The organism is Phycisphaeraceae bacterium (assembly GCA_019454185.1).
In the GTDB taxonomy this organism is placed as follows: Bacteria; Planctomycetota; Phycisphaerae; order Phycisphaerales; family UBA1924; genus JAHBWV01.
This window is the reverse complement of record CP075368.1, coordinates 3,238,912-3,257,714: the sequence shown is the minus strand read 5'-3', so window position 1 is coordinate 3,257,714 and position 18,803 is coordinate 3,238,912. Positions and strand designations below refer to the sequence as shown.

Here is an 18,803-nt window from a genome sequence, read left to right as displayed (position 1 = left end):
GTCGCGTGCTTACGGGTTTATCAGCGGGTTGATCCCGGTCCGTGCCCGGGCACTCCGGGCTCGGGCGGTGAGCTCGGCGCGAGTGGTTTGCGGCGTGTGTCGCCGAGTTCGTCGATGACGTTTCTGTCCCAGAGCGGGACGCGGATGTAGTGTGCCGCACGGGCGATGATGTGGGCGGCGACGGGCGCGGTGAGGAAGAGGAATGCGACGACGAGGAGTGCGCGAACGGCGACGGCGAGTTCCATGAAGTGGATCGCCGCGGCGACCATGATGCAGGTCACGCCGAGCGTTCCCGCCTTTGTCGAGGCCTGGAGGCGTGTGTAGAGGTCGGGCATGCGGAGGGTGCCGAGCGCACCGAGGAGTGTGAACGCCGCGCCGGCCCAGAGCATGAGGGAGACGATGATGTCCTTCATCGCGTCACCTTCCGTTCGAGGTAGTAGCCGATGGCAACCGTTCCGAGGAAGAGCACAAGCCCGAGGACGAGCGAGGCGTAGATGTAGACCGGCTGGTGTGTTCGGATGGCGTGGATCGCGACGATGCCTGCGACGATGGTTCCGATGAGGTCGAGCGCGACGACGTGGTCCGGGAGTGTCGGGCCTCGGACGAGTCGGAAGACGGCCATCGCGGTCGCGAGCGCGAGGATCGCCATCACGGCGGGAACCGTCCAGCCGAGCATGGATGCGCCGAACTCTGTCATCGTGCGGCCCTCAGCACACGGGCCTCGAAGCCCTGCTTGATCTCGTCGCGCACCGCCTGGGCGGAGGTGATGTCCATGACATGGACGAAGAGCGTCCGCTTGTCTTTCGAGACGTCGATCGAGAGCGTACCCGGCGTGAGCGTGATCAGGTTCGCCAGCAGCGTGATCTCGGCGTCGGTCATGAAGTCCATCGGCACCGCGATGATGCCGGGCCTCAGCCGGTCGAGCGGCGAGAGGGTGTACTTGGCCATGCGGATGTTGGCGATCACCAGTTCCTTCAGGAAGAACCAGACGAGCGCGAGCACCTCGCTGATATCGCGGAAGTAATGGGAATCGCCCAGCGCGCGCCGGACAAAGACCAGGATTCCCAGCGAGACGAGATACCCGATCGTCAGGTTCATCACGGAGAAGTTCTCCGTGGTCAGGCCCCAGAGAACGGCCAGGATCAGGTTCGCGGCGAGGAGACTCATGGCGATCCCTCCGCTTGCATCGCGTCGTCGCCCAGCACCGCGCGGACGTACCCCTCTTTGTCGAGCAACTGGGCGGCGGCGCGGCTCGCGATGTCAAAGATCGGCCCCGCGAAGAGGCCGACGGCGACTGTGATTGCCGCGAGCGTTGCAACGGGGAGCAGCATCGAGGGGGGCACGGCGTCCTTTGTGACGCTCTCGGCCTCGTCCTCGCGCCGAGCGGGCCCTTTCCAGAAGGCCTCGGCCCAGATCTTCGTCATCGAGTACAGCGTGAGGATGCTCACGACGAGGGCGACGGCGATGATCGCCCACTCGCCGATCTCGAGCCCGGCACGGATGAGCACCAGCTTTGCGAAGAACCCGGAGAGCGGCGGGATGCCCGCCAGCGACATGGCCGGAATGAAGAAGAGGATCGCGACCAGCGGGGACCGCGCGTAGACGCTGACGGGGCCGATCGCTTTGAGGTCGGAGGTGCCGCGGATACGCTCGGCCAGCCCCGCGATGAAGAAGAGATTAGCTTTGACGATGATGTGGTGCATGATGTAGAAGACCGAGCCGGCGAGCGCGAGGGGCGTCGCGAGCGCGAGCCCCAGGAGCATGTAGCCGATCTGGCTGATGATGTGGAAGGAGAGGACGCGCCGGAACTCCATCTGTGCGGCTGCGCCGAGAACCCCGGTGAGCATCGTCATGGCCGCGAGAAAGAGCATGAGCGGGCGCGTGAAGCCCGGATCGATGGGGAAGAGCAGCGTGAAGACTCTGATGATCGCGTAGACGCCGACCTTCGTGAGCAATCCCGCGAAGATGGCGGAGACGGCGAAGGGGGGTGTGTGGTACGAGGCGGGGAGCCAAAAGAAGAGGGGGAAGATCGCGGCCTTGATGCCGAAGGCGATGAGGAAGAGCATCGAGAGCGTGGTGACGATGCCGGTGTTCTGCGTGGCGGCGATCTTGCGAGAGAGATCGGCCATGTCCAGGGTGCCGAAGGTTCCGTAGAGGATGCCGATCGACGTGAGGAAGAGTGCGGAGGACATGAGGTTGATGGTGACATATTTGATTGCGCCCTCGAGCTGGTCGCGTTCGTTGCCGAGCGCGAGGAGCACGAACGAGGACATCAGGAGTACCTCGAACCAGACGTAGAGATTGAAGATGTCGCCCGTGAGGAATGCGCCGCAGACGCCCATCAGCAGGATATGGAGCAGTGGAAAGTAGAGGAACGACTGTCGCCGCTTGTCGATGCCGCGGACCGAGTAGATGGCGGTTGCCGCGCCGGTGATGGCGGCGAGCACGACCATGATCGAGCCGAACAGATCGACGACGAAGCTGATGCCGAGCGGCGAGGGCCAGCTTCCCATGCGGACGACGATGATCCCTTCGCGATGGACCTCTCTGAAGAGAAGGAGCGAGACGATGACGAGCGCGAGCGTCGCGACCACGCCGACCACACGCTGCACGCGGAGCGACTTCCAGAGCAGCACGCTGATCGCGCCTGCGGCCAGAGGGAGAATCACGGGAAGGACTGCGAGTGTGCTCATCGTTCGGTGTTCACAAACTCATCGGTATCGTCGTTCCCCACTGCGTTGTACGCGCGACTGACCAGAACCATCATGAACGCCAGGACGCCGAAACTGATCACGATCGCGGTCAGGATCAGGGCCTGGGGCAGCGGATCGGCGTAGGGCTCGGGCGGGGCCGTGCTGCCGGGCGCGACGAGCGCGGGGTGGCCCTTGGCAAGCCCGCCAGCGGAGAATATGAGGAGATTCGCGGCGTGCCCGAGCAGCGCGAGCCCCATGATCAGCTTCACGATGCTGCGGCGCAGGATCATGTAGATCGCGCACGCGAAGATGCCGCCGATGATGATCGCGATCAGAATCTGCATGAACGGAGACTCCTTTCGTCAATCCTCGACAAGGGTGAGCACCATGAGCACGCTGATCCCGATCACGACGATGTAGACGCCCAGATCGAAGAGCAGGGGCGTTCCCAGATGGACGACGCCGATGCCCGGAACCATCATCTCGTGCCAGAGCCCGGTGAAGAGGGGTTGGCCCGTGAGGAGCGCTGGCAGCCCCGCGCTGAGCGAGATGAGCAGCCCGATCGCGATGATGCTGCGGAGGTCGAATCGGAGCGAAGCCCGCGTCTCTGCCGGGTTGAAGGCGAGCGCGTGGAGCGAGAACGCCGCGGCGGCGAGCAGCCCGCCGATGAACCCGCCGCCGGGCTTGTTGTGCCCCTGCAGCATGATGACAACGGAGAAGACCAGGATGAGCGGCATGAGGAAGCGCGTTGCGGTCTGGAGGATGACTGAGTTCATGTGCTCCCTCCCGCGTCTGGCGCTGCGGTCGGATGCTCGTCGTCGATCCGGTCACGGAGTTTGAGCAGCGCGAGCACGCCGAGGGCGGCGATCGCAAGCACCGTGATTTCGCCCATTGTGTCCATCGCGCGGAAGTCCACGAGGATCACGTTGACCACGTTCTTGCCGTGGCCTTCCGGGTAGCTCCGCTCGGCCAGGTCGCGGCTCACGCTCGTCGCGGACGGGTAGCTCGTCGCCATGAGCACGAGCCCGGCCATCATCCCACCGCCCGCGCACGCGATCAGCACATCTCGCAACTTTCCTGCGCGAGACGAGAGCGAGCGGAAGTCCGGCAGGCGCCGGAAGACGAGCACGAAGAGCACCACGGAGAGCGCCTCGATCGAGATCTGCGTCAGCGCGAGATCGGGTGCGGCGTAGATCACATAGAACATCGTGACGCCCAGGCCCGCCATGCCCAGCGCGATGATCGCGAGCAGGCGGTTCTTCGCGGTGACCGCCGCGAACGCCGAGAGGAGGATCAGGACCGCGATCCCGACGTCCAGCCAGTGGAGGGTGCCGAGCTCGTTCCAGACGGGCGGGCCGACGCGCGTGAGCAGCGGGTACGAGACGACACCGATCGTGACGAGGAAGATGACGATGAGATAGTCGCGCAGGCGCCCCGTCTGGATCATGCGCGTCTGGCTCTCGGCGAACGCCGTGACGAACCGAAGCACGCCGTGGTAGCACGCCGTCGGTGAGAGGCGGTCCAGCCCGGACGTGGCTCCTGCGAGCGGCATCCAGCGAGATCGCGTCGCGTACACCAGGACGCCGACGCCGGTCGCGATCGCGCTCAGCCCGAGCGCGAGGTTGAAGCCGTGCCAGATCTTGAAATGCGTGTGCGATTCGGTGCCGAGCGTCGCGGATGCGGCGGGCGCGATCAGGGGATCGGCCAGCATGCCCGGCACGAGCGCGACCGCAACGCCGAGGATCGCCAGCAACCCGGGACCGAGCAGGAGCGAGAGCGGCGGCTCGTGCGCGTGCTTGGGCGTCGGACGCTCGCCCCCGAAGAAGGGCTTGAAGGCGACGAGCCCGGCGACGACGACCAGCAACGCCGCGGAGAGCGTGAGGGCGGCGGTCAGCACCACGGCGATGATCGGCGCGTGCAGGGCGGACTCGAGCATCATCTCTTTGGCCACGAAACCGGCAAGCGGGGGGAACCCGGCCTGTGAGGCCGCGGCGAGGAGCGCGACGATCGAGAGGATCGGCATCGCCCTGCGCAGGCCCGAGAGTTTGTCGACATTCTTCTCGCCGGTCTCGTGATCGATTGCTCCCGCGACCATGAAGAGCGAGCCCTTGTAGAGCGCGTGGGCGAGGATGAAGGCGATCGCCGCGGAAATTGCTTTCTCTGTGCCGATCCCCAGCCCCATCGTGATGATGCCGAGTGCAGAGACAGTCGAATAGGCCAGGAGCCGCTTGAGATACGCTTCGCGCATCGCCAGGAGTGCGCCGGCGAGCATCGTGGCGGCTCCCGCGCCCGTCAGCAGCCACTGCCAGAGCTCGGTCGAGCCGAGCGCGGGAGTGAGCCGGGCCATGAGATAGATCCCGGCCTTGACCATCGTGGACGAGTGCAGGTACGCGCTGATCGGCGTCGGCGCTTCCATCGCGCCGGGGAGCCAGAAGTGGAAGGGAAACTGCGCAGACTTCGTGAAGCAACCGACAAGAACTAGTATGGTGATGGCGGGCGCGAGCGCGTGCGATTGCAGGACATCACGCCGGCTCAGGATCTCCGAGATTGAGTACGACCCCGCGACATGCCCCATCAGCAACAGGCCTGCAAGCATGGCGAGCCCGCCCAGACCGGTGACGAGAAGCGCCTGCAATGCCGCGGCACGGGCCTCCTTCCGCCGATGGTCGAAGCCGATCAAGAGGTAGGAGGTGATGCTCGTCAGTTCCCAGAAGACAAAGAGCGTCAGCACGTTGGCAGCAAGCACCACGCCCAGCATCGAGCCCATGAAGAGCAAGAGGAAGCAGAAGAGTCGCCCCTGATGGGGGTGCCCGGCGAGATAGCCGCCGGCATAAATAAGGATGAGGGCGCCGATCCCGCTGATCATCAGCGCGAAGAGGAGCGAGAGACCGTCCAGCATGAACGAAAGGTCGATGCCCAGCCCGGGAATCCACTGGTAGGCCACGGAGACCGTCTGGCCGGAGGCAACGCCGGAGACCTGAGAGATGAGGTAGCCCGCGATCGCAGCGGGAAGGGCCGCCAGTATCCACCCCGCGGACTTGCCCGTCGCGCGCGTGACCCACGGCGCGGCAATGGCGAGAACGAAACCGGAGATGACGATCGCCAGGAGCGTCAACGAGGGGGCCTCCCTGCCGCGAGCGGACGACGGGTACGCGAAGGTGCGTGGGCATTTTAGACCCTCGGGCAGGCCCGGCACTGGCGAGCACGCTCGCAATCGTCACCCCGATCGCGATATGCTGGCGCACCGGGCGGCCGCTGAGCCCACTGATCCGCTTCGCTCGATCCTTTATTCGTTGCTCCGCGCTCGCTCGAAGCCCCACCACGCTCGAAAGCCCCCACGGTTGTCCCCCCCACTCGAAGACCCCCACTCTGACAGACAAGGAGTTCTGGCATGCGAAACCACGGCGACCGTCTCTCGCTCTCTCGTCGCGAAGCGATCGCGGCCATCGGTGTCGGAGCCGCGGGACTGGCGGGGCTCGGTGCAGGGTCGCGTGCGCAGGCGGCATCGGGCGCGGGTGTCGGGCGTGCTTCGGGCTCGCTCCGGCTCGTTCACATGACCGACACCCACGTGCAACCCGAGCGGCGCGCGTACGACGGCCTGCTGGCGTGCATCCGGCACGCTTCGGGGCAGAGCCCGGATCTGATCATCACCGGGGGCGACCTGATCATGGATGGGTTCGAGGCGACCGAGCAGCGCACCCGCGAGCAGTGGGATCTCTTTCTCCGCGCGTGGAAGGATGCCGGGTATGCCGGCGACGTGCGCCACACGCTCGGCAACCACGACATCTGGGGCTGGAACAAGAAGAAGAGCCAGACCAGGGGCGATGAGGCCAGGTGGGGAAAGCGCTGGGCACTGGAGAATCTGGGCATGGAGAGAGCGTGGCACGCTTTCAACAAGGGTGCGTGGCGCTTCGTGATCCTCGACAGCGTCCAGCCCGACGGCGACACCGGCTACATCGGGCGTCTTGAGGACGAGCAGTTCGAGTGGCTCAAGGCCGATCTCGCGGCGAACCGCGATCGCCCGACCTGTGTGGTCTCGCACATCTCGATCGTTTCGGCGACGCCGCTGATCGACATGAAAGACAAGCCGCGCGAGGGGTGGAAGGTCTCCGGCGGGCTGATGCTGACGGACATGGCGCGTGTTGTGAAGCTCTTCGGCGAGAACCCGCAGGTGAAGGTCGCGCTGAGCGGGCACATGCACCGCAACGAGCGGCTTGACTATCGGGGCGTCTCTTACATCTGCGACGGGGCCGTCAGCGGCAACTGGTGGAAGGGCTCGCACCACGAGTGCAACGAGGGATACGGGCTTCTGGACCTCAACGAGGACGGCACGTTCGGGTATCGGTATATGAACTACGGATGGAAGGCGGAGGCCTGATGCGATCAGTACCCTGGCTTCACTGGCTCGTGACCGCATCTCTCGCGGTCGGGGGTTACGCCGCGCCGACGCTCGCCCAATCCGAGACCGCCCCCGCAGCTGTTCCCACCTCGGGCTTCGGCGCCACATTCACCAGGTACGCCGTTGCAGCGGATCATCCGGTAGACACAGGCAATGCCAACCCCCAACGAAGCCGTGCTGAGTGTCAGCGCTGGCCAGCAGCCCAGGCGGTTCTCAGGTCATCCATGTCGTAGCGGCCGCCGCACTCTGGGCAGACGAAGAGCATCGCGTCGGCATCGGGCGAGCAGCCGTCTCCGGAGAGGTCGTAGAGGCAGACCGGACACAACTGCCAGCCCATCGACTTCGCCCGCCTCGCTGCACTTGTCCATCTGATCAAGATCCACGCCAAGTACGCAAGACTGCACGCACAGAACGCAAGCAAGCACAGAATCTGAATCCGGACTCGATCCGGCGAAATAGTCGTGGCGAACCAAGAGATCAGAACAACAAAGAGGGGAGTCATGATCGCGCCGACAAAGATATGTATGCGCCGACGCACTCGAGAGGCAAGATACGACGGGGGCAGGTGGCGTGCCCAGTCATGCGCATTCAGGTTGAATCGCTTCTGCTTACTCATCTGCGATCACGATACCACACTGAGTAAGCATGCAGTCTCTGTACTCACGCTCGATGCCTCGCAATGCAGACTCGTACAGCTCGGTGACACTGTACAAGCATGCACTCATCCCAAGCCCCGTACCGATAATGCCCCCACCTATGCAGCAGATAACAGGTGTAAACGGCGGCGCGAGCCAGCCGCACGCCGTAAGGCCTGCCAGGCACCCCGACCCGGCTCCAGCCCCCGCAGCGATGCTGCACAACTTTGCGTGAGTAGTATAATTGTCGAAGGCATTCTTTCGTGCTGTTTGACGAGTCAATGCGCATTTCTCTTCACAGGTGAGCTCGACTCCGGCCGGGCCGGCATTGGTGGGAGAAGGGGATTGCGTTGCCGCCAGACGCCTGACGCTTCGCCTCGCGCTCTGCTTATCCGGCAACAGATCGCCCGGAGAGAAGACTTCGAGTTCTTCCGAACCACGGAACTCCCCCGCACTGCTCGCATAGGTTACCATGAGTCCAACCACATAGCCGTCATAGAAAGGCGTTGCCACCTCGAATGCCACCGCATCGACCGAGACCGTCACGATCATGGGCTCGCCAAAGGGAGAATCGCCCGGGTTGTCTTCAAAGAACGTATACACTGACTCTGTGTACCAAGACACCGGAAATCGGTAAGCAATGGTCGCAGCGACAAGATCAACCGCGGGCGGCGAGTTCTCGCCGTCATAATCCATGTACCACAACTCGCCGTCCGAGTATGCGATTCCCGCGGTGCCGGTCCAGTCGTATGGCTGACCAGTCAGCGCCTCGGTCGCGCCGACCTCATCCCATACCTGGGCGCTCGACGTAAGCACCCAGAAAGCAGACATGAACAACGTCAAAGAGATCACGACGAATCGAGAAAGTTGAGCACGCACAGCCATGGGTTCCTCCCTTGTTGAGTGCTGATATTGCCACTCTACCCCCCCCCCCCCCACCGGCTGTCAAGTCAGTTGTATCGGATTGTGAGAATCTTATCAGCGTGTCCGCACATATTGTCTGGTTCATGATTGGAGCTTTTATGCCTCTCGCTCATTCCCTCAGCCCGCGTTTGTTTATGCACTCTCTCATTCGAGTTGCGGTGTTCCTCCTTCTCGCACCGGCAGTCGCTTCCGCCCAATCCGAGACCGCCCCCGCTGCTGTTCCCACCTCGGGCTTCGGCGCCACCTTCACCAGGTACGCCGTTGCAGCGGATCATCCGATCGCCTCGCGGGTGGGCGCGGAGATGCTCGCCAAGGGGGGCAACGCCGTTGACGCGGCCGTCGCTGCATCGTTCACGCTCTCCGTGGTTCGCCCCTTCTCGTGCGGGATCGGCGGCGGCGGATTCATGCTCATCTCACTTCCGCCCAAAGACGCGAAGCCCGGAGCCCCCCGCGTCGAGCGTGCGATCAACTACCGCGAGCTCGCGCCGCGTGCCGCACGCAAGAACTTCTACGAGTCTCTCGACCAGGAGCGTGCTTCGCTCGACGGTGCGCTCGCTTCGGGTGTGCCCGGCACTGTCGCGGGGCTGCTCTATGCCCTCGAGACGTACGGCACGCTCGACCGTGCCACCGTGCTCGCCCCGGCCATTCGGGCCGCACGCGAGGGCTTCCAGACGGACGGCGCGTACATGCGTGCGGCCATCAACGCCACCGAGCGGTTCGTGATCAACAAGGACTACCAGACGCGCTTCGCGTTCACGTGGGAGCGATTCCTCGGTTCGGGCGCGATCGCGCTCGGCGACACCATCAAGAACCCTGAGCAGGCCGCGCTGCTGGAGGCGATCGTCCGAGATGGAGCCGATGCCTTTTACAGCGGCGCGTTCGCGCAGTCGCTCATCGAGCACGTGAACGCGGACGCGTTGGTCACGTACACAGCGGGCGGGCGAGCGGCCCCGCGTTCTGCGGCATGGTTTACCGAGGCCGACTTCAGACTCCCGCGTGTCGATGACGGCGAGCCGCTGACCGTCGAGTTTCTCGGCAAGCGGGTCCTGCTGATGCCGCCGCCGAGTTCCGGAGGGATCGCGATCGGGCAGATTCTGGGGCTCGCCGAACGCCGCGGGCTTGCGACACTCTGGTCCGAGGGGAACAGCGCGTCGTACGCGCACCAACTGGCCGAGTCGTTCAAGTTCGCCTTTGCGGATCGCTCCAACTACCTGGCCGATCCGAAGTTCACGGCCATCCCGGTGAAGAAGCTGCTCGGGGCGCAGCGTCTGGACGACTTTGCCAGGCGCATCAACCCCTCCCGCTCGTACGGACCCGAGTACTACGGCGAGCCCGGGCAGATCAAGATCGATTCCGGCACCAGCCACATCAGCGTGATCGACGGCCGGGGCGGTGCGGTCGCGTGTACCGAGACCATCAACACCGAGTTCGGCTCGTATGTTGCGGTTCCCGGCTCGGGGTTCTGCCTCAACAATCAGATGGATGATTTCACCACGCGTCTGGACAAGCCCAACGCCTATGGGCTCCGCCAATCAGAGAAGAACCTCCCCGAGCCGGGCAAGCGCCCGCTCAGCAGCATGTCTCCCACCATCGTGCTCGATGCCGATGTCCCGATCATCGTCGCCGGCGCATCCGGCGGCCCGCGCATCATCACGGCAACGGCTCAGTCGATCCTCAACATTCTGGTTCGCAACATGAATGCCGCGGACGCCGTTGCCGCCAAGCGGATGCACCACCAGTGGCTCCCCAGCGTTCTTGAGATCGAGCGCGGGTTCGACGACAAAGAGATCATGAGCGGGATGGGCGTGTCGCTCTGGCTTCGCAAGCTTCGGCACAACGTCAAGGATGCAACCAGCGGCGCGGTCGTTCAGCTGATCCACAGGACCCCCGCAGGGACGCTCGACGCCGTCTCCGACCCCCGCAAGGGCGGCGTTCCGGCGGGAGAGTGAGGGAGCGGCAAAGTGACGGAGTGAGACGCGGGTTGGACCATACCATCCGCCACCTCGTCTCTCCGTCACACTGGCTCTCCGACACCGAATCCCCCTATGGCAACAGTCTGGTTCAACGGCAGAATCGTCCCGGCGCATGAGGCGCGTGTCTCCGCGTTCGATGCGGGCTTCACGCACGCGGTCGGGCTCTTCGAGACCATGCTCGGTGGAAACGGCACGTCCGGCCCCTGGGCGGCACAGCTCACCGACCACATGCTGCGCCTGCGTGATTCGGCCTCGGAACTCGGGCTTTCCGACCACATCAACACCACCGCGCTCGGCGATGCCGTGCTCGAGACCATCGAGGCCTCCGGGCTCGACCTTGCGCGGATCCGTCTGACTTTCACGGGTGGCGATCTGAACCTGCTCTCGCGCACGTGGGACAAGGCCAGGAACGCCCCGAGTGCTTCCGACGATCCCGACGCCGCGTCGCGCGAGCCCGCCTCCACGGGCGTCGATCCGACGGTGCTCATCCTTGTGCAAGAGGCGACCGCGTATCCCGCCGAGATGTTCGAGCGCGGCGTCGCCGTCACGATCGCCGACATGCGTGCCAATCCTCTCGACCCGCTCGCGGGTCATAAGACACTGAACTACTGGGGCCGACTCCGCGAGCTCCGGGCGGCGGGAAGCAAGGGCGCGGCCGAGGCCCTTGTCATGCAGGTGACCAACCACCTCGCGGGCGGATGCGTGAGCAACGCGCTGATCGTCAAGGGCGATGCGGTCATCACGCCGCTGGCTCGTGGCGAGGAGGCGCGCGCCACGATGCCGAGCCCTGTTCTGCCGGGCACGGTCCGCGCGTGGGCCTTGGAATGGGCCGAAGAGCGGGGCATGACGGTCGATCGTCGGCTCGTCACCATTGAGGACATGCTCGGCGCGGACGAGGTTCTGCTGACTAACTCCTCGTGGGGCGTGCTGCCCGTGGTCAAGATCGAGCGCGAGGCGATCGCCGACGCGACGCCCGGCCGGGTGGCCGGACAGCTCCGGCGGGCCTGGGAAGAGAAGATCCTCGAAGAGGCGGGGATGTGATCGATCAAGGCGCGAGATAGGCCCGCGGATCGAGCGACCACCCCGCGACCCGGAAGAGCTCACGCATCTCCGGATCATCTAGGTACGCGTGCACCGCCTCGGGGGGCAGGGCGCTGCGAGACTCGCTCAGCACGCGATGCGTGTCGTGCTCCGTCGTCACATCGCGCGAGGCGTGGTGGTAGTTCGCCATGGCGTAAGCGACAGCGCGCTCCAGATGCTCATGCGTGAACGCCAGGCGCCACGCGATGAAGATCCTGCGGTACATCTCCGAGGGCTCGCGCCGGATCATGTCATAGGTGATCCGCACGCCCGCGGGCTGGGCCATCCACACCCGCGCGAACGCGCGGTACTGCTCCAGGTCGTGGTTCGGCCCGATCGGTGAGGGGTCGAGCCACCCGCGCACGTAGAGCGAGTTCAGGCGGTGCAGCGGGTTGCGAAGCAGGAAGGCGGCTCTCTGGGTCGGCCACGCCCGCGCCACCTGCCCGGGCGTCGGGACGTGATGCGGGATCTTGACCACCACGCTCCCGGTCGCGAGCCCGTGCGCCGGATCGTGCGCCAGCTTTGCAAACAACGACCCGGCAAGCGCGACGACAGGGGGCGTAAGCTCGTGCGCGCTCTCCCCGAACGTCTTCTGCAACGCGTCCTGCTCGCGCGGATACCCGTACGGCGGACCCGTCCGATCCCATGGCCCGAACGGCTCATCCGCCACCGCGTGGCCCCACGGCGCGGCGGCGGAATACGCCGCGATCGACGAGCCGCTGCGGATCAGCGAGAAAAGCCAGAGCACACGGGCTGGAGATGCGTTCACGATCCGTGATCCCCTGTTCGGTCGGGTGGGGCAGACTCTATCCCCGCTCGCCTATGCTGAATCCATGCAAATCGTGATCATCGTCACGATCGTCTTCTTCGTTCTCACCCTCGCTGGGACGTGGCTCGCCCGCAGGTCGGCGTACACCTGGGCCGACAACGAGAGGTCTATGGGTGAGGATGTCGATGCCTCGCGACCCGAGACCCGCGTCGATCCTTCCGTACCCGGCAGGAGCCCCGACCAGCGCACCCCAGGAACTCGCCAGCCGACGCGCGCGACACAGATCGTCGTCACCGGCTTCGACACACCCACCAAAGACTGACGATCACGCGACCTCCGGGCCCACAACGCGATGCCACGCTACATGCTCACGATCGCGTATGACGGCACCGATTTCTGCGGGTGGCAGAAGCAGGAGCCGCCAGCGGCACAGGCGGAGGCGACCGGCTCCGGGGCGCACGTCGATCCGACGCTCGAAACCGGCGATCCGGGGCGCGTCGCCCTTCGCACCGTGCAGGCGATCGTTGAACGCGCCGTCCGCGAGGTGGTCAGAGAGCCGGTCATGCTCTTCGGCGCGAGCCGCACCGACTCGGGCGTTCACGCGCGAGGGCAGGTCGCGGCGTTCACAGCAACCGACGACCCCGCGCTCCAGGCGCGTGGGAGCGGGTGGCCACTCTCGCGCGGGACCGACGCGCTCCGGCGCGCGATCAACGGGCGTCTGCCCGATGATGTGCTCGTCACCGACGCCCGCCCTGTGCCCGGCGACTTCGACCCCATCGGCGACTGCATCGCGAAGGGGTATTCGTACACCATCCACGCCTCGCGCGAGCGCCCGCTCTGGGATCGACGCTATGTTCATCAGGTGTGGGAGCCGCTTGAGATCCAGCCCATGCGCGACGTTGCCGCCGAGCTCGTCGGCGAGCACGACTTTGCTGCGTTCGCCGCGGCGGGACACGGCAGGCAGTCCACGATCCGCACCGTGCACGCGTTGACCGTCGCGCACGCGATCGACGCGCAGACGGGGCAGCCCCTTGAGGACCGGATCCGGATCGACATCAGCGGCAGCGGCTTCCTCTGGAACATGGTCCGCATCATCGCGGGAACGCTCGCCGATGCGGGCAGAGGCAGAGCCGACGTCGCCCGCATCCGCGACGCGCTCCGCACCGGCGATCGACGCCTCGCGGGGCCGACCTTCCCCGCCAGCGGGCTCTGCCTCGAGTGGATCACATACAAGCAGCGCAATGAGCCGCCCCACGCGGAGAGCGCGTCGTGACCCACACCGGACCGCCCCGGCCAGATCGGCTGCGCCCGCTCATCCTGATGAACAGCGCGTCGGGCAAGGGGGGATCGAACGCACTCGGCCCGCGCATCGCCGAGGCGCTCCGCGCCGCCGGGCACGAGCCCGCCTCGGTCCCTATCGGTCCTGCGTGGGAGCGAGAGGCGGAAGGGCGCAACCTCATCGTCGCCTGCGGCGGAGACGGCACCGTCAATGCCGCGGCGTCCGTCGCGCTGGAACGAGACATCCCGATCTACCACATCCCGCGCGGCACGGAGAACCTGTTTGCGCGGGAGTTCGGCATGAAGCCCGATGCCGCGTCGCTGGTGCGTGCGATCGAGCGGTGGAACGTGCGGCGGTTCGACAGCGGAGTCTGCGCCGGCGCGGGCGCGCACGACCGCGCCTTCATGCTCATGTGCAGCGTGGGCTTCGATGCCGACGTGCTGCACGCGCTGGCGGCCAGACGCAGCGGCCCGATCTCGCACGCCTCGTATGTGCGCCCGGTTGTTTCGTGCCTGCTGCGCCCGTCGATCCGCGCGCTTCGCATCGAGGCCGACGGGCGGACGATCGTCGATGGCGTGCGAGGGAACGTCGTGGTCAGCAACTGCCGCAGGTACGCGCTCGGCATCGACCCGTCGCCGAACGCGAGCATGACCGACGGCCATCTCGACATGTTCTTTGCGCCCAGCAGCTCCAGCGCGCGCACGCTCGCGTGGCTGGCGATCGGCCTTGCTGGGCTCACACACCTCTCGCGCCGCATCGTCCGCGCGCGGGCACGAGAGATTCGGATCTCTTCATCGACGAGCGGCAACGCTTTGCACGCGTTCCAGCTCGACGGCGAGGCGGCATCGCTCGATCGTGCCCACGGTCCGCTCGTGCTGAGCGTTCGCGAGCGCGCTCTTCCGGTGCTTCTGCCCGCCTGAGCACGGGCTGCGAACCATGGCGGAATATCAGGAGTCGCTCAGCGCCTGCTGGTATCGCTTCATGACTGCGGCCCTCGTCACGAGGCCGTGCGGCACGCCGCTCCCCGGCTCAACGATGCAGATGCACGCCACATCATGCTGCGCGAACTTGTCGATCACCGTGTCGAGCGTTTCCTCGGGCGAGAGGACGGGCAGGTCCGTGCGCAGCAACTCCGCAACCAGGAGGAGCGGGATCGCCTCGCGATCGATCAGCGCGGCCCGCACATCCTCTCCCGTGACCATGCCGAGATACTTCCCCGACGGATCAACCACCGGGAAGTCCGGCGCGCGATGCGCGCTGAGCAGCCCGATCACCTTCGCCAGCGGATCCGACGGATAAATCGGCTCCGGGGGGAGCGGTGCAAGCCGGATCGACGAGAGATGCACGCGGCGCATCACCGTCAGGTCACGCGTTCCGCCCAAGAGCAGCCCCGACTGGCGCAGCCGGGCCGTGTAGATCGAGTCGCGCATCCAGCGCTGCGCGACAACGGCCGCGACGATGCACGCCAGCATCGCCGGCAGCAGCACCTTGGGCTCGCGCGTGAGCTCGAACAGGAGAAGGATCGCCGTGAGGGGTGCGAACGTCGTGCCCGCGATCACCGCCGCCATCCCGACCAGCGCGTAAGAGGCGGGTGTCCCGCCCGTGGGCATCAGCCCTGCTCGCTCGAGCAGCATGCCGAACGCGCCGCCCGCCGCTGCCCCGACAAAGAGCGAGGGCGCGAAGACCCCGCCCGACCCTCCGGAGCCGAGCGTGAGCGAGGTGCCGACGGACTTGAGCACGCACAGCAAGAGGATCGCGACCAGCGACAACGAGACCACGCCCCCGGTGCTCGCCGCGCCGTACGAAGCGGGATCGACCATCGAGCGGATCGTGGCGTATCCATTGCCGAAGAACGCCGGCACCGAGTGGCCCCCATCCGGCGAGACGACGCACAACGCCCAGACAAGGCCCACAAGCCCCAGCAGTGCGGCACCGATCGACGGGCGGATGAGCGGGCTGACCCGGAGCCGCGCGAACAGATCCTCCGACAGGTGCAGCATCCGCGTGAATCCGACGCCGATGACCGCGCAGAGGATTCCGAGCGCGATGAACGATGGCATCTCCATGATCGTGAAGCCGTACCCCGTCAGCGCGACGCCGAAGATCGCCTCGTCCTTTCCGAGCAGCGACTGCGTGACGCCGACCGAGAAGACGCTCGACACGACGATGGGCGTGAAGGTCCGCAGCGAGAAGTCGCGGAGCAAGACTTCGAGCACGAAGAAGACGCCGGTGATCGGCGCGTTGAAGACCGATGCGATCCCCGCTGCCGCGCCGCAGCCGAGCAGCGTGCTCATGTCCGCGCGTCCGACGCGGAGCCCGCGTCCCATCACGCTCCCCGCCGTCGAGCCGATCTGCACGATCGGTCCCTCGGCACCGGCAGAGCCACCCGAACCGACCGTGGCGATCGAAGCGACGATCTTGACGAGCCCGACCTTGAGCGGGATGCGGCCTCCCCGCTTGTGGATCGCTTCGATCACCTGGGGCACGCCATGCCCGCTCGCGTCCCGCGCGAGGTAGTGCACCAGCGCCGCCGTCACCAGCGCGCCGAGGATCGGCGGGAGCGGGATGAGCCAGATCGGCGCGTTCGCGAGGAACCCGAACGTCGCGTTCTCCGTCGCGTGGAGCGCCTTGGCGAACCCCACCGCCCCGAGCGCGGTGATCGCGCCGACGATGCCGCCGCAGAAAATGAGGTACCACTCCCGCCCGAGGCCGATGGCATCGAAGACGCGGGACAGCTCGATCGCACGCAGTCGCGTGCGAAGGTCCCGTGCCGGCTCGTGGTGTTCGGGATCAGATGAAATCGCCGATGCACTCCTGATGCGCCGCCCGGGACGCCTCGCACGCATGCTCCAGCACCGCCCGACCGAGAGGTAGGTTAGCAGAATGACGATCAGGCCAGCGCTGCGCGGACCGGCGATCCTCGCCGCCCTTTACATGGTCGTCGCGACCGCCCTGGCTTTCAGGGCCTTCAACCACGAGTTCATCTTCTACGGGCTTGTGATGCTCGCGCTCATCGGCATCGTCTGGTGGCTGGACACACGCATCCGTCTCTCGACGCTCTCTCTGTGGTGCCTCTCGATCTGGGGGCTGGCCCACATGATGGGGGGCACCGTCCCAATCCCCGATCGGCTCACCGAGCCAGGCGAGCAATCTGTTCTGTACAGTCTCCGGGTCGCGGCGTTCCTGCCCAAGTACGACCAGGTCGTCCACGCCTTCGGCTTCTTCACCACGACGCTGGTCGCCTGGCGTGCCCTGAACGCCTCGGTCGGAGGCGTCCGACGCGAGGATGGGACCGTCGCGGGAGGTCTCTTGCCGGGAGCGTCCCTCCCTCCGACGTTCGGCCCGATCTTCGCGGCGATGATGGTCTCGATGGGGTTGTCGGCCATGAACGAGATCATCGAGTTCATCGCCACGCTCATCTTCCCGAACACGAACGTCGGCGGCTACGTCAATACCGGGTGGGATCTTGTATCGAACCTCTCCGGGTGCGTCATCGCGGGCGTGCTCATCCGTGCGACGACACCACGGAATCGACCTCGGCCCGGTCCCGATCGCGTGCCGCGGGCATCTGCCCCTTCGTGACGACGATCTCCGGCGGCTCGCGCTCGGCATCCGGCGTCGTGATGGGTTTCTGGCCGACGACGATCAGACTCAGACCCGGCCCGATCCTGAGCCAGTCCATGACTCGCGCCAGCGGCATCAGCAGCTCGTACACCCGCATCTGCAGGGGAGAGATCTCACGCTTCTTCATCAGGCCGCTGACCCACCAGCCGAGCACGCCGAGGCGGTTGAACTGGCTCGCGGAGACGACCTTGAAGCCCGCCTCGCGGAACTTGGCGGAGAGATCCTCCGGCGTGTACCGCCTGAAGTGGCCGAGCGTCTTGTCGCAGACGGTGTAAAGCCACGGATGGCACGGCACGAGCACCACGGCGTGGCCTCCCGGCTGGAGCATCTGCGAGAAGTGACGGAGCACGGCGCGATCGTCCTCGATGTGCTCGACGACGTTCAGGGAGATGATCGTGTCGAAGCGCTCGGCCTGAAGCTCCGCGAGCCCGACCGGGTTCGCCAGGTCGTTCCAGCCGACCTGCACGTTCTCCATGTGCCCGAAACGCCTGCGGATCACCTCGATGTAGAACGGGTCATAGTCCAGACAGTGCAGACGCTCCCGGTCGAGGAGCAACTCCGTGAAGTTTCCAATGCCGCACCCGGCCTCGCAGACGCGATTGCCCACATACGGGCGGAATCGCGACAGCATCCAGCGATTGAACCGCTTGGCCCGGCGCACGCTCTGGAGGATGTAATACCCATCGTGCGTCGTGAATCGCGTGTCGAGAAATCGATACTTGACGAGACACCACAGCGCCTCGAACGCATCCTTGAGGCCGATCTTCTTCCCCTCGGCGACCGTGCGCCCGTGGTAACTGATCGGCACCTCGTAGATGCGAAGGTTCCACTGTGCCAGGCGTGTCGTCAGTTCCGGCTCGATGCCGAACCTGTCGCTCTTGAGCGGGATCTGCTTGAGCACGTCCGCGCGGACGGCCTTGTAGCAGGTCTCCATGTCCGTGATGTTGATGTCGTTGAGGACATTCGTGATCCAAGTCAGGAATCGATTCGCGACCCCGTGCCAGTAGAGCAGCACGCGACGCTGGGGTGAGGACGCGAAGCGCGAACCGAAGACCGCGTCCGCCTTCCCGGAGAGAATCGGGCCGAGCATCACCGGATACTCGGCCGGGTCGTACTCAAGGTCCGCATCCTGAACGATGGCGATGTCGCCCGTCATGCTCGCGATCGCGGTCCGGATCGCCGCACCCTTCCCCTTGTTGGTCGCGTGGCGCACGATGCGGATGCGCCGATCGGCCGCCGCCAGTTCGGTCAGGATCGCCCAGGAGTTGTCGGTGCTGCGGTCGTCCACGCACACCAGCTCGATCTCGAGATCGATCGGGCTGCTCAGGACCGCCGCGACAATCCGGCGGAGCGTCCGCGCCTCGTTGTAGACGGGCATGAGGACGCTCAGGACCTTGTAGGTGGGGTGCGCTGCCAAACGGGCTCCT

19 protein-coding genes are annotated in these 18,803 nt (G+C 65.8%); 7 read left to right on the top strand and 12 right to left on the bottom strand.

From position 1 onward, the window contains the following. Positions 1–20: 20 nt before the first annotated feature. Genes mnhG through KF838_13705 form a run of 7 tightly spaced genes read right to left on the bottom strand, consistent with a single transcriptional unit; the run spans position 21 to position 5,808 of the window. Positions 21–413 (bottom strand): monovalent cation/H(+) antiporter subunit G, encoded by a 393-nt coding sequence (gene mnhG, locus KF838_13735; protein ID QYK47838.1) that lies wholly within the window; start codon positions 411–413, stop codon positions 21–23. After that, the gene (locus KF838_13730) at positions 410–697 is read right to left on the bottom strand and encodes a hypothetical protein (GenBank protein QYK47837.1); all 288 of its coding nucleotides are present in this window, start codon (positions 695–697) and stop codon (positions 410–412) included. The genes mnhG and KF838_13730 overlap by 4 nt, the downstream gene beginning before the upstream one ends. Beyond that, positions 694–1,167, bottom strand: coding sequence for a Na+/H+ antiporter subunit E (locus tag KF838_13725; GenBank protein QYK47836.1), 474 nt, complete (start codon positions 1,165–1,167; stop codon positions 694–696). The genes KF838_13730 and KF838_13725 overlap by 4 nt, the downstream gene beginning before the upstream one ends. After that, positions 1,164–2,693, bottom strand: coding sequence for a Na+/H+ antiporter subunit D (locus tag KF838_13720; GenBank protein ID QYK47835.1), 1,530 nt, complete (start codon positions 2,691–2,693; stop codon positions 1,164–1,166). Before KF838_13720 ends, KF838_13725 begins: the two co-directional genes overlap by 4 nt. Beyond that, positions 2,690–3,037 carry a Na+/H+ antiporter subunit C gene (locus KF838_13715; GenBank protein ID QYK47834.1) on the bottom strand — a complete coding sequence of 116 codons (348 nt, stop codon included), beginning with the start codon at positions 3,035–3,037 and terminating at the stop codon, positions 2,690–2,692. The genes KF838_13720 and KF838_13715 overlap by 4 nt, the downstream gene beginning before the upstream one ends. An 18-nt stretch (positions 3,038–3,055) precedes the next feature. After that, a complete protein-coding gene (locus KF838_13710; GenBank protein QYK47833.1) occupies positions 3,056–3,469 on the bottom strand; it encodes a Na+/H+ antiporter subunit B in 414 nt (137 codons plus the stop codon). Further along, a complete protein-coding gene (locus tag KF838_13705) occupies positions 3,466–5,808 on the bottom strand; it encodes a putative monovalent cation/H+ antiporter subunit A (protein ID QYK47832.1) in 2,343 nt (780 codons plus the stop codon). The genes KF838_13710 and KF838_13705 overlap by 4 nt, the downstream gene beginning before the upstream one ends. 276 nt (positions 5,809–6,084) lie before the next feature. Between KF838_13705 and KF838_13700 the strand changes: the two genes are divergently transcribed. Next, positions 6,085–7,071 (top strand): metallophosphoesterase, encoded by a 987-nt coding sequence (locus tag KF838_13700; GenBank protein ID QYK47831.1) that lies wholly within the window; start codon positions 6,085–6,087, stop codon positions 7,069–7,071. A gap of 205 nt (positions 7,072–7,276) precedes the next feature. On the opposite strand, the gene KF838_13695 is transcribed toward KF838_13700, so the two are convergent. Further along, positions 7,277–7,708, bottom strand: a complete 432-nt coding sequence (locus tag KF838_13695) for a hypothetical protein (protein QYK47830.1) — start codon at positions 7,706–7,708, stop codon at positions 7,277–7,279. Then, positions 7,701–8,612: a hypothetical protein gene (locus KF838_13690; protein ID QYK47829.1), complete on the bottom strand. Its 912-nt coding sequence runs from the start codon at positions 8,610–8,612 to the stop codon at positions 7,701–7,703. The genes KF838_13695 and KF838_13690 overlap by 8 nt, the downstream gene beginning before the upstream one ends. 137 nt (positions 8,613–8,749) lie before the next feature. On the opposite strand from KF838_13690, the gene ggt reads away from it, so the two are divergent. Further along, on the top strand, positions 8,750–10,600 hold the full coding sequence (ggt, locus tag KF838_13685) for a gamma-glutamyltransferase (protein ID QYK47828.1): 1,851 nt from the start codon (positions 8,750–8,752) through the stop codon (positions 10,598–10,600). Between the two features lie 96 nt (positions 10,601–10,696). Continuing rightward, the gene (locus KF838_13680) at positions 10,697–11,665 is read left to right on the top strand and encodes an aminotransferase class IV (GenBank protein QYK47827.1); all 969 of its coding nucleotides are present in this window, start codon (positions 10,697–10,699) and stop codon (positions 11,663–11,665) included. Between the two features lie 4 nt (positions 11,666–11,669). Here KF838_13680 and KF838_13675 read toward each other — a convergent pair whose 3' ends face one another. Further along, on the bottom strand, positions 11,670–12,473 hold the full coding sequence (locus tag KF838_13675) for a hypothetical protein (GenBank protein ID QYK47826.1): 804 nt from the start codon (positions 12,471–12,473) through the stop codon (positions 11,670–11,672). A 64-nt stretch (positions 12,474–12,537) separates the two neighbouring features. Between KF838_13675 and KF838_13670 the strand changes: the two genes are divergently transcribed. From KF838_13670 to KF838_13660, 3 genes are read left to right on the top strand one after another with little or no spacing between them, the layout of a single operon-like run. After that, complete coding sequence (locus tag KF838_13670) at positions 12,538–12,795, top strand: hypothetical protein (protein QYK47825.1); 258 nt, start codon at positions 12,538–12,540, stop codon at positions 12,793–12,795. Between the two features lie 30 nt (positions 12,796–12,825). Beyond that, complete coding sequence (locus tag KF838_13665; protein ID QYK47824.1) at positions 12,826–13,746, top strand: tRNA pseudouridine synthase A; 921 nt, start codon at positions 12,826–12,828, stop codon at positions 13,744–13,746. After that, positions 13,743–14,672 (top strand): NAD(+)/NADH kinase, encoded by a 930-nt coding sequence (locus KF838_13660; GenBank protein QYK47823.1) that lies wholly within the window; start codon positions 13,743–13,745, stop codon positions 14,670–14,672. The genes KF838_13665 and KF838_13660 overlap by 4 nt, the downstream gene beginning before the upstream one ends. Before the next feature lie 27 nt (positions 14,673–14,699). Here the strand turns inward: KF838_13660 and KF838_13655 are convergent, their stop codons facing one another. Beyond that, positions 14,700–16,598, bottom strand: a complete 1,899-nt coding sequence (locus KF838_13655; protein ID QYK47822.1) for a chloride channel protein — start codon at positions 16,596–16,598, stop codon at positions 14,700–14,702. Positions 16,599–16,635: 37 nt separating this feature from the next. Here KF838_13655 and KF838_13650 point away from each other — a divergent pair, with 37 nt between their 5' ends. Further along, entirely contained in the window at positions 16,636–17,334 is a 699-nt protein-coding gene (locus tag KF838_13650; protein ID QYK47821.1) for a DUF2238 domain-containing protein, read from the top strand. Here the strand turns inward: KF838_13650 and KF838_13645 are convergent. Continuing rightward, the gene (locus tag KF838_13645) at positions 17,258–18,793 is read right to left on the bottom strand and encodes a glycosyltransferase (GenBank protein ID QYK47820.1); all 1,536 of its coding nucleotides are present in this window, start codon (positions 18,791–18,793) and stop codon (positions 17,258–17,260) included. The genes KF838_13650 and KF838_13645 overlap by 77 nt on opposite strands. Positions 18,794–18,803 lie beyond the last annotated feature (10 nt).

Bases quoted from the DNA above. Each gene is read 5' to 3' on its own strand.
- mnhG (QYK47838.1), bottom strand. From the start codon at position 413: ATGAAGGACATCATCGTCTCCCTCATGCTCTGGGCCGGCGCGGCGTTC.
- KF838_13730 (QYK47837.1), bottom strand. From the start codon at position 697: ATGACAGAGTTCGGCGCATCCATGCTCGGCTGGACGGTTCCCGCCGTG.
- KF838_13725 (QYK47836.1), bottom strand. From the start codon at position 1,167: ATGAGTCTCCTCGCCGCGAACCTGATCCTGGCCGTTCTCTGGGGCCTG.
- KF838_13720 (QYK47835.1), bottom strand. From the start codon at position 2,693: ATGAGCACACTCGCAGTCCTTCCCGTGATTCTCCCTCTGGCCGCAGGC.
- KF838_13715 (QYK47834.1), bottom strand. From the start codon at position 3,037: ATGCAGATTCTGATCGCGATCATCATCGGCGGCATCTTCGCGTGCGCG.
- KF838_13710 (QYK47833.1), bottom strand. From the start codon at position 3,469: ATGAACTCAGTCATCCTCCAGACCGCAACGCGCTTCCTCATGCCGCTC.
- KF838_13700 (QYK47831.1), top strand. From the start codon at position 6,085: ATGCGAAACCACGGCGACCGTCTCTCGCTCTCTCGTCGCGAAGCGATC.
- KF838_13695 (QYK47830.1), bottom strand. From the start codon at position 7,708: ATGAGTAAGCAGAAGCGATTCAACCTGAATGCGCATGACTGGGCACGC.
- KF838_13690 (QYK47829.1), bottom strand. From the start codon at position 8,612: ATGGCTGTGCGTGCTCAACTTTCTCGATTCGTCGTGATCTCTTTGACG.
- ggt (QYK47828.1), top strand. From the start codon at position 8,750: ATGCCTCTCGCTCATTCCCTCAGCCCGCGTTTGTTTATGCACTCTCTC.
- KF838_13680 (QYK47827.1), top strand. From the start codon at position 10,697: ATGGCAACAGTCTGGTTCAACGGCAGAATCGTCCCGGCGCATGAGGCG.
- KF838_13670 (QYK47825.1), top strand. From the start codon at position 12,538: ATGCAAATCGTGATCATCGTCACGATCGTCTTCTTCGTTCTCACCCTC.
- KF838_13665 (QYK47824.1), top strand. From the start codon at position 12,826: ATGCCACGCTACATGCTCACGATCGCGTATGACGGCACCGATTTCTGC.
- KF838_13655 (QYK47822.1), bottom strand. From the start codon at position 16,598: ATGCGTGCGAGGCGTCCCGGGCGGCGCATCAGGAGTGCATCGGCGATT.
- KF838_13650 (QYK47821.1), top strand. From the start codon at position 16,636: ATGACGATCAGGCCAGCGCTGCGCGGACCGGCGATCCTCGCCGCCCTT.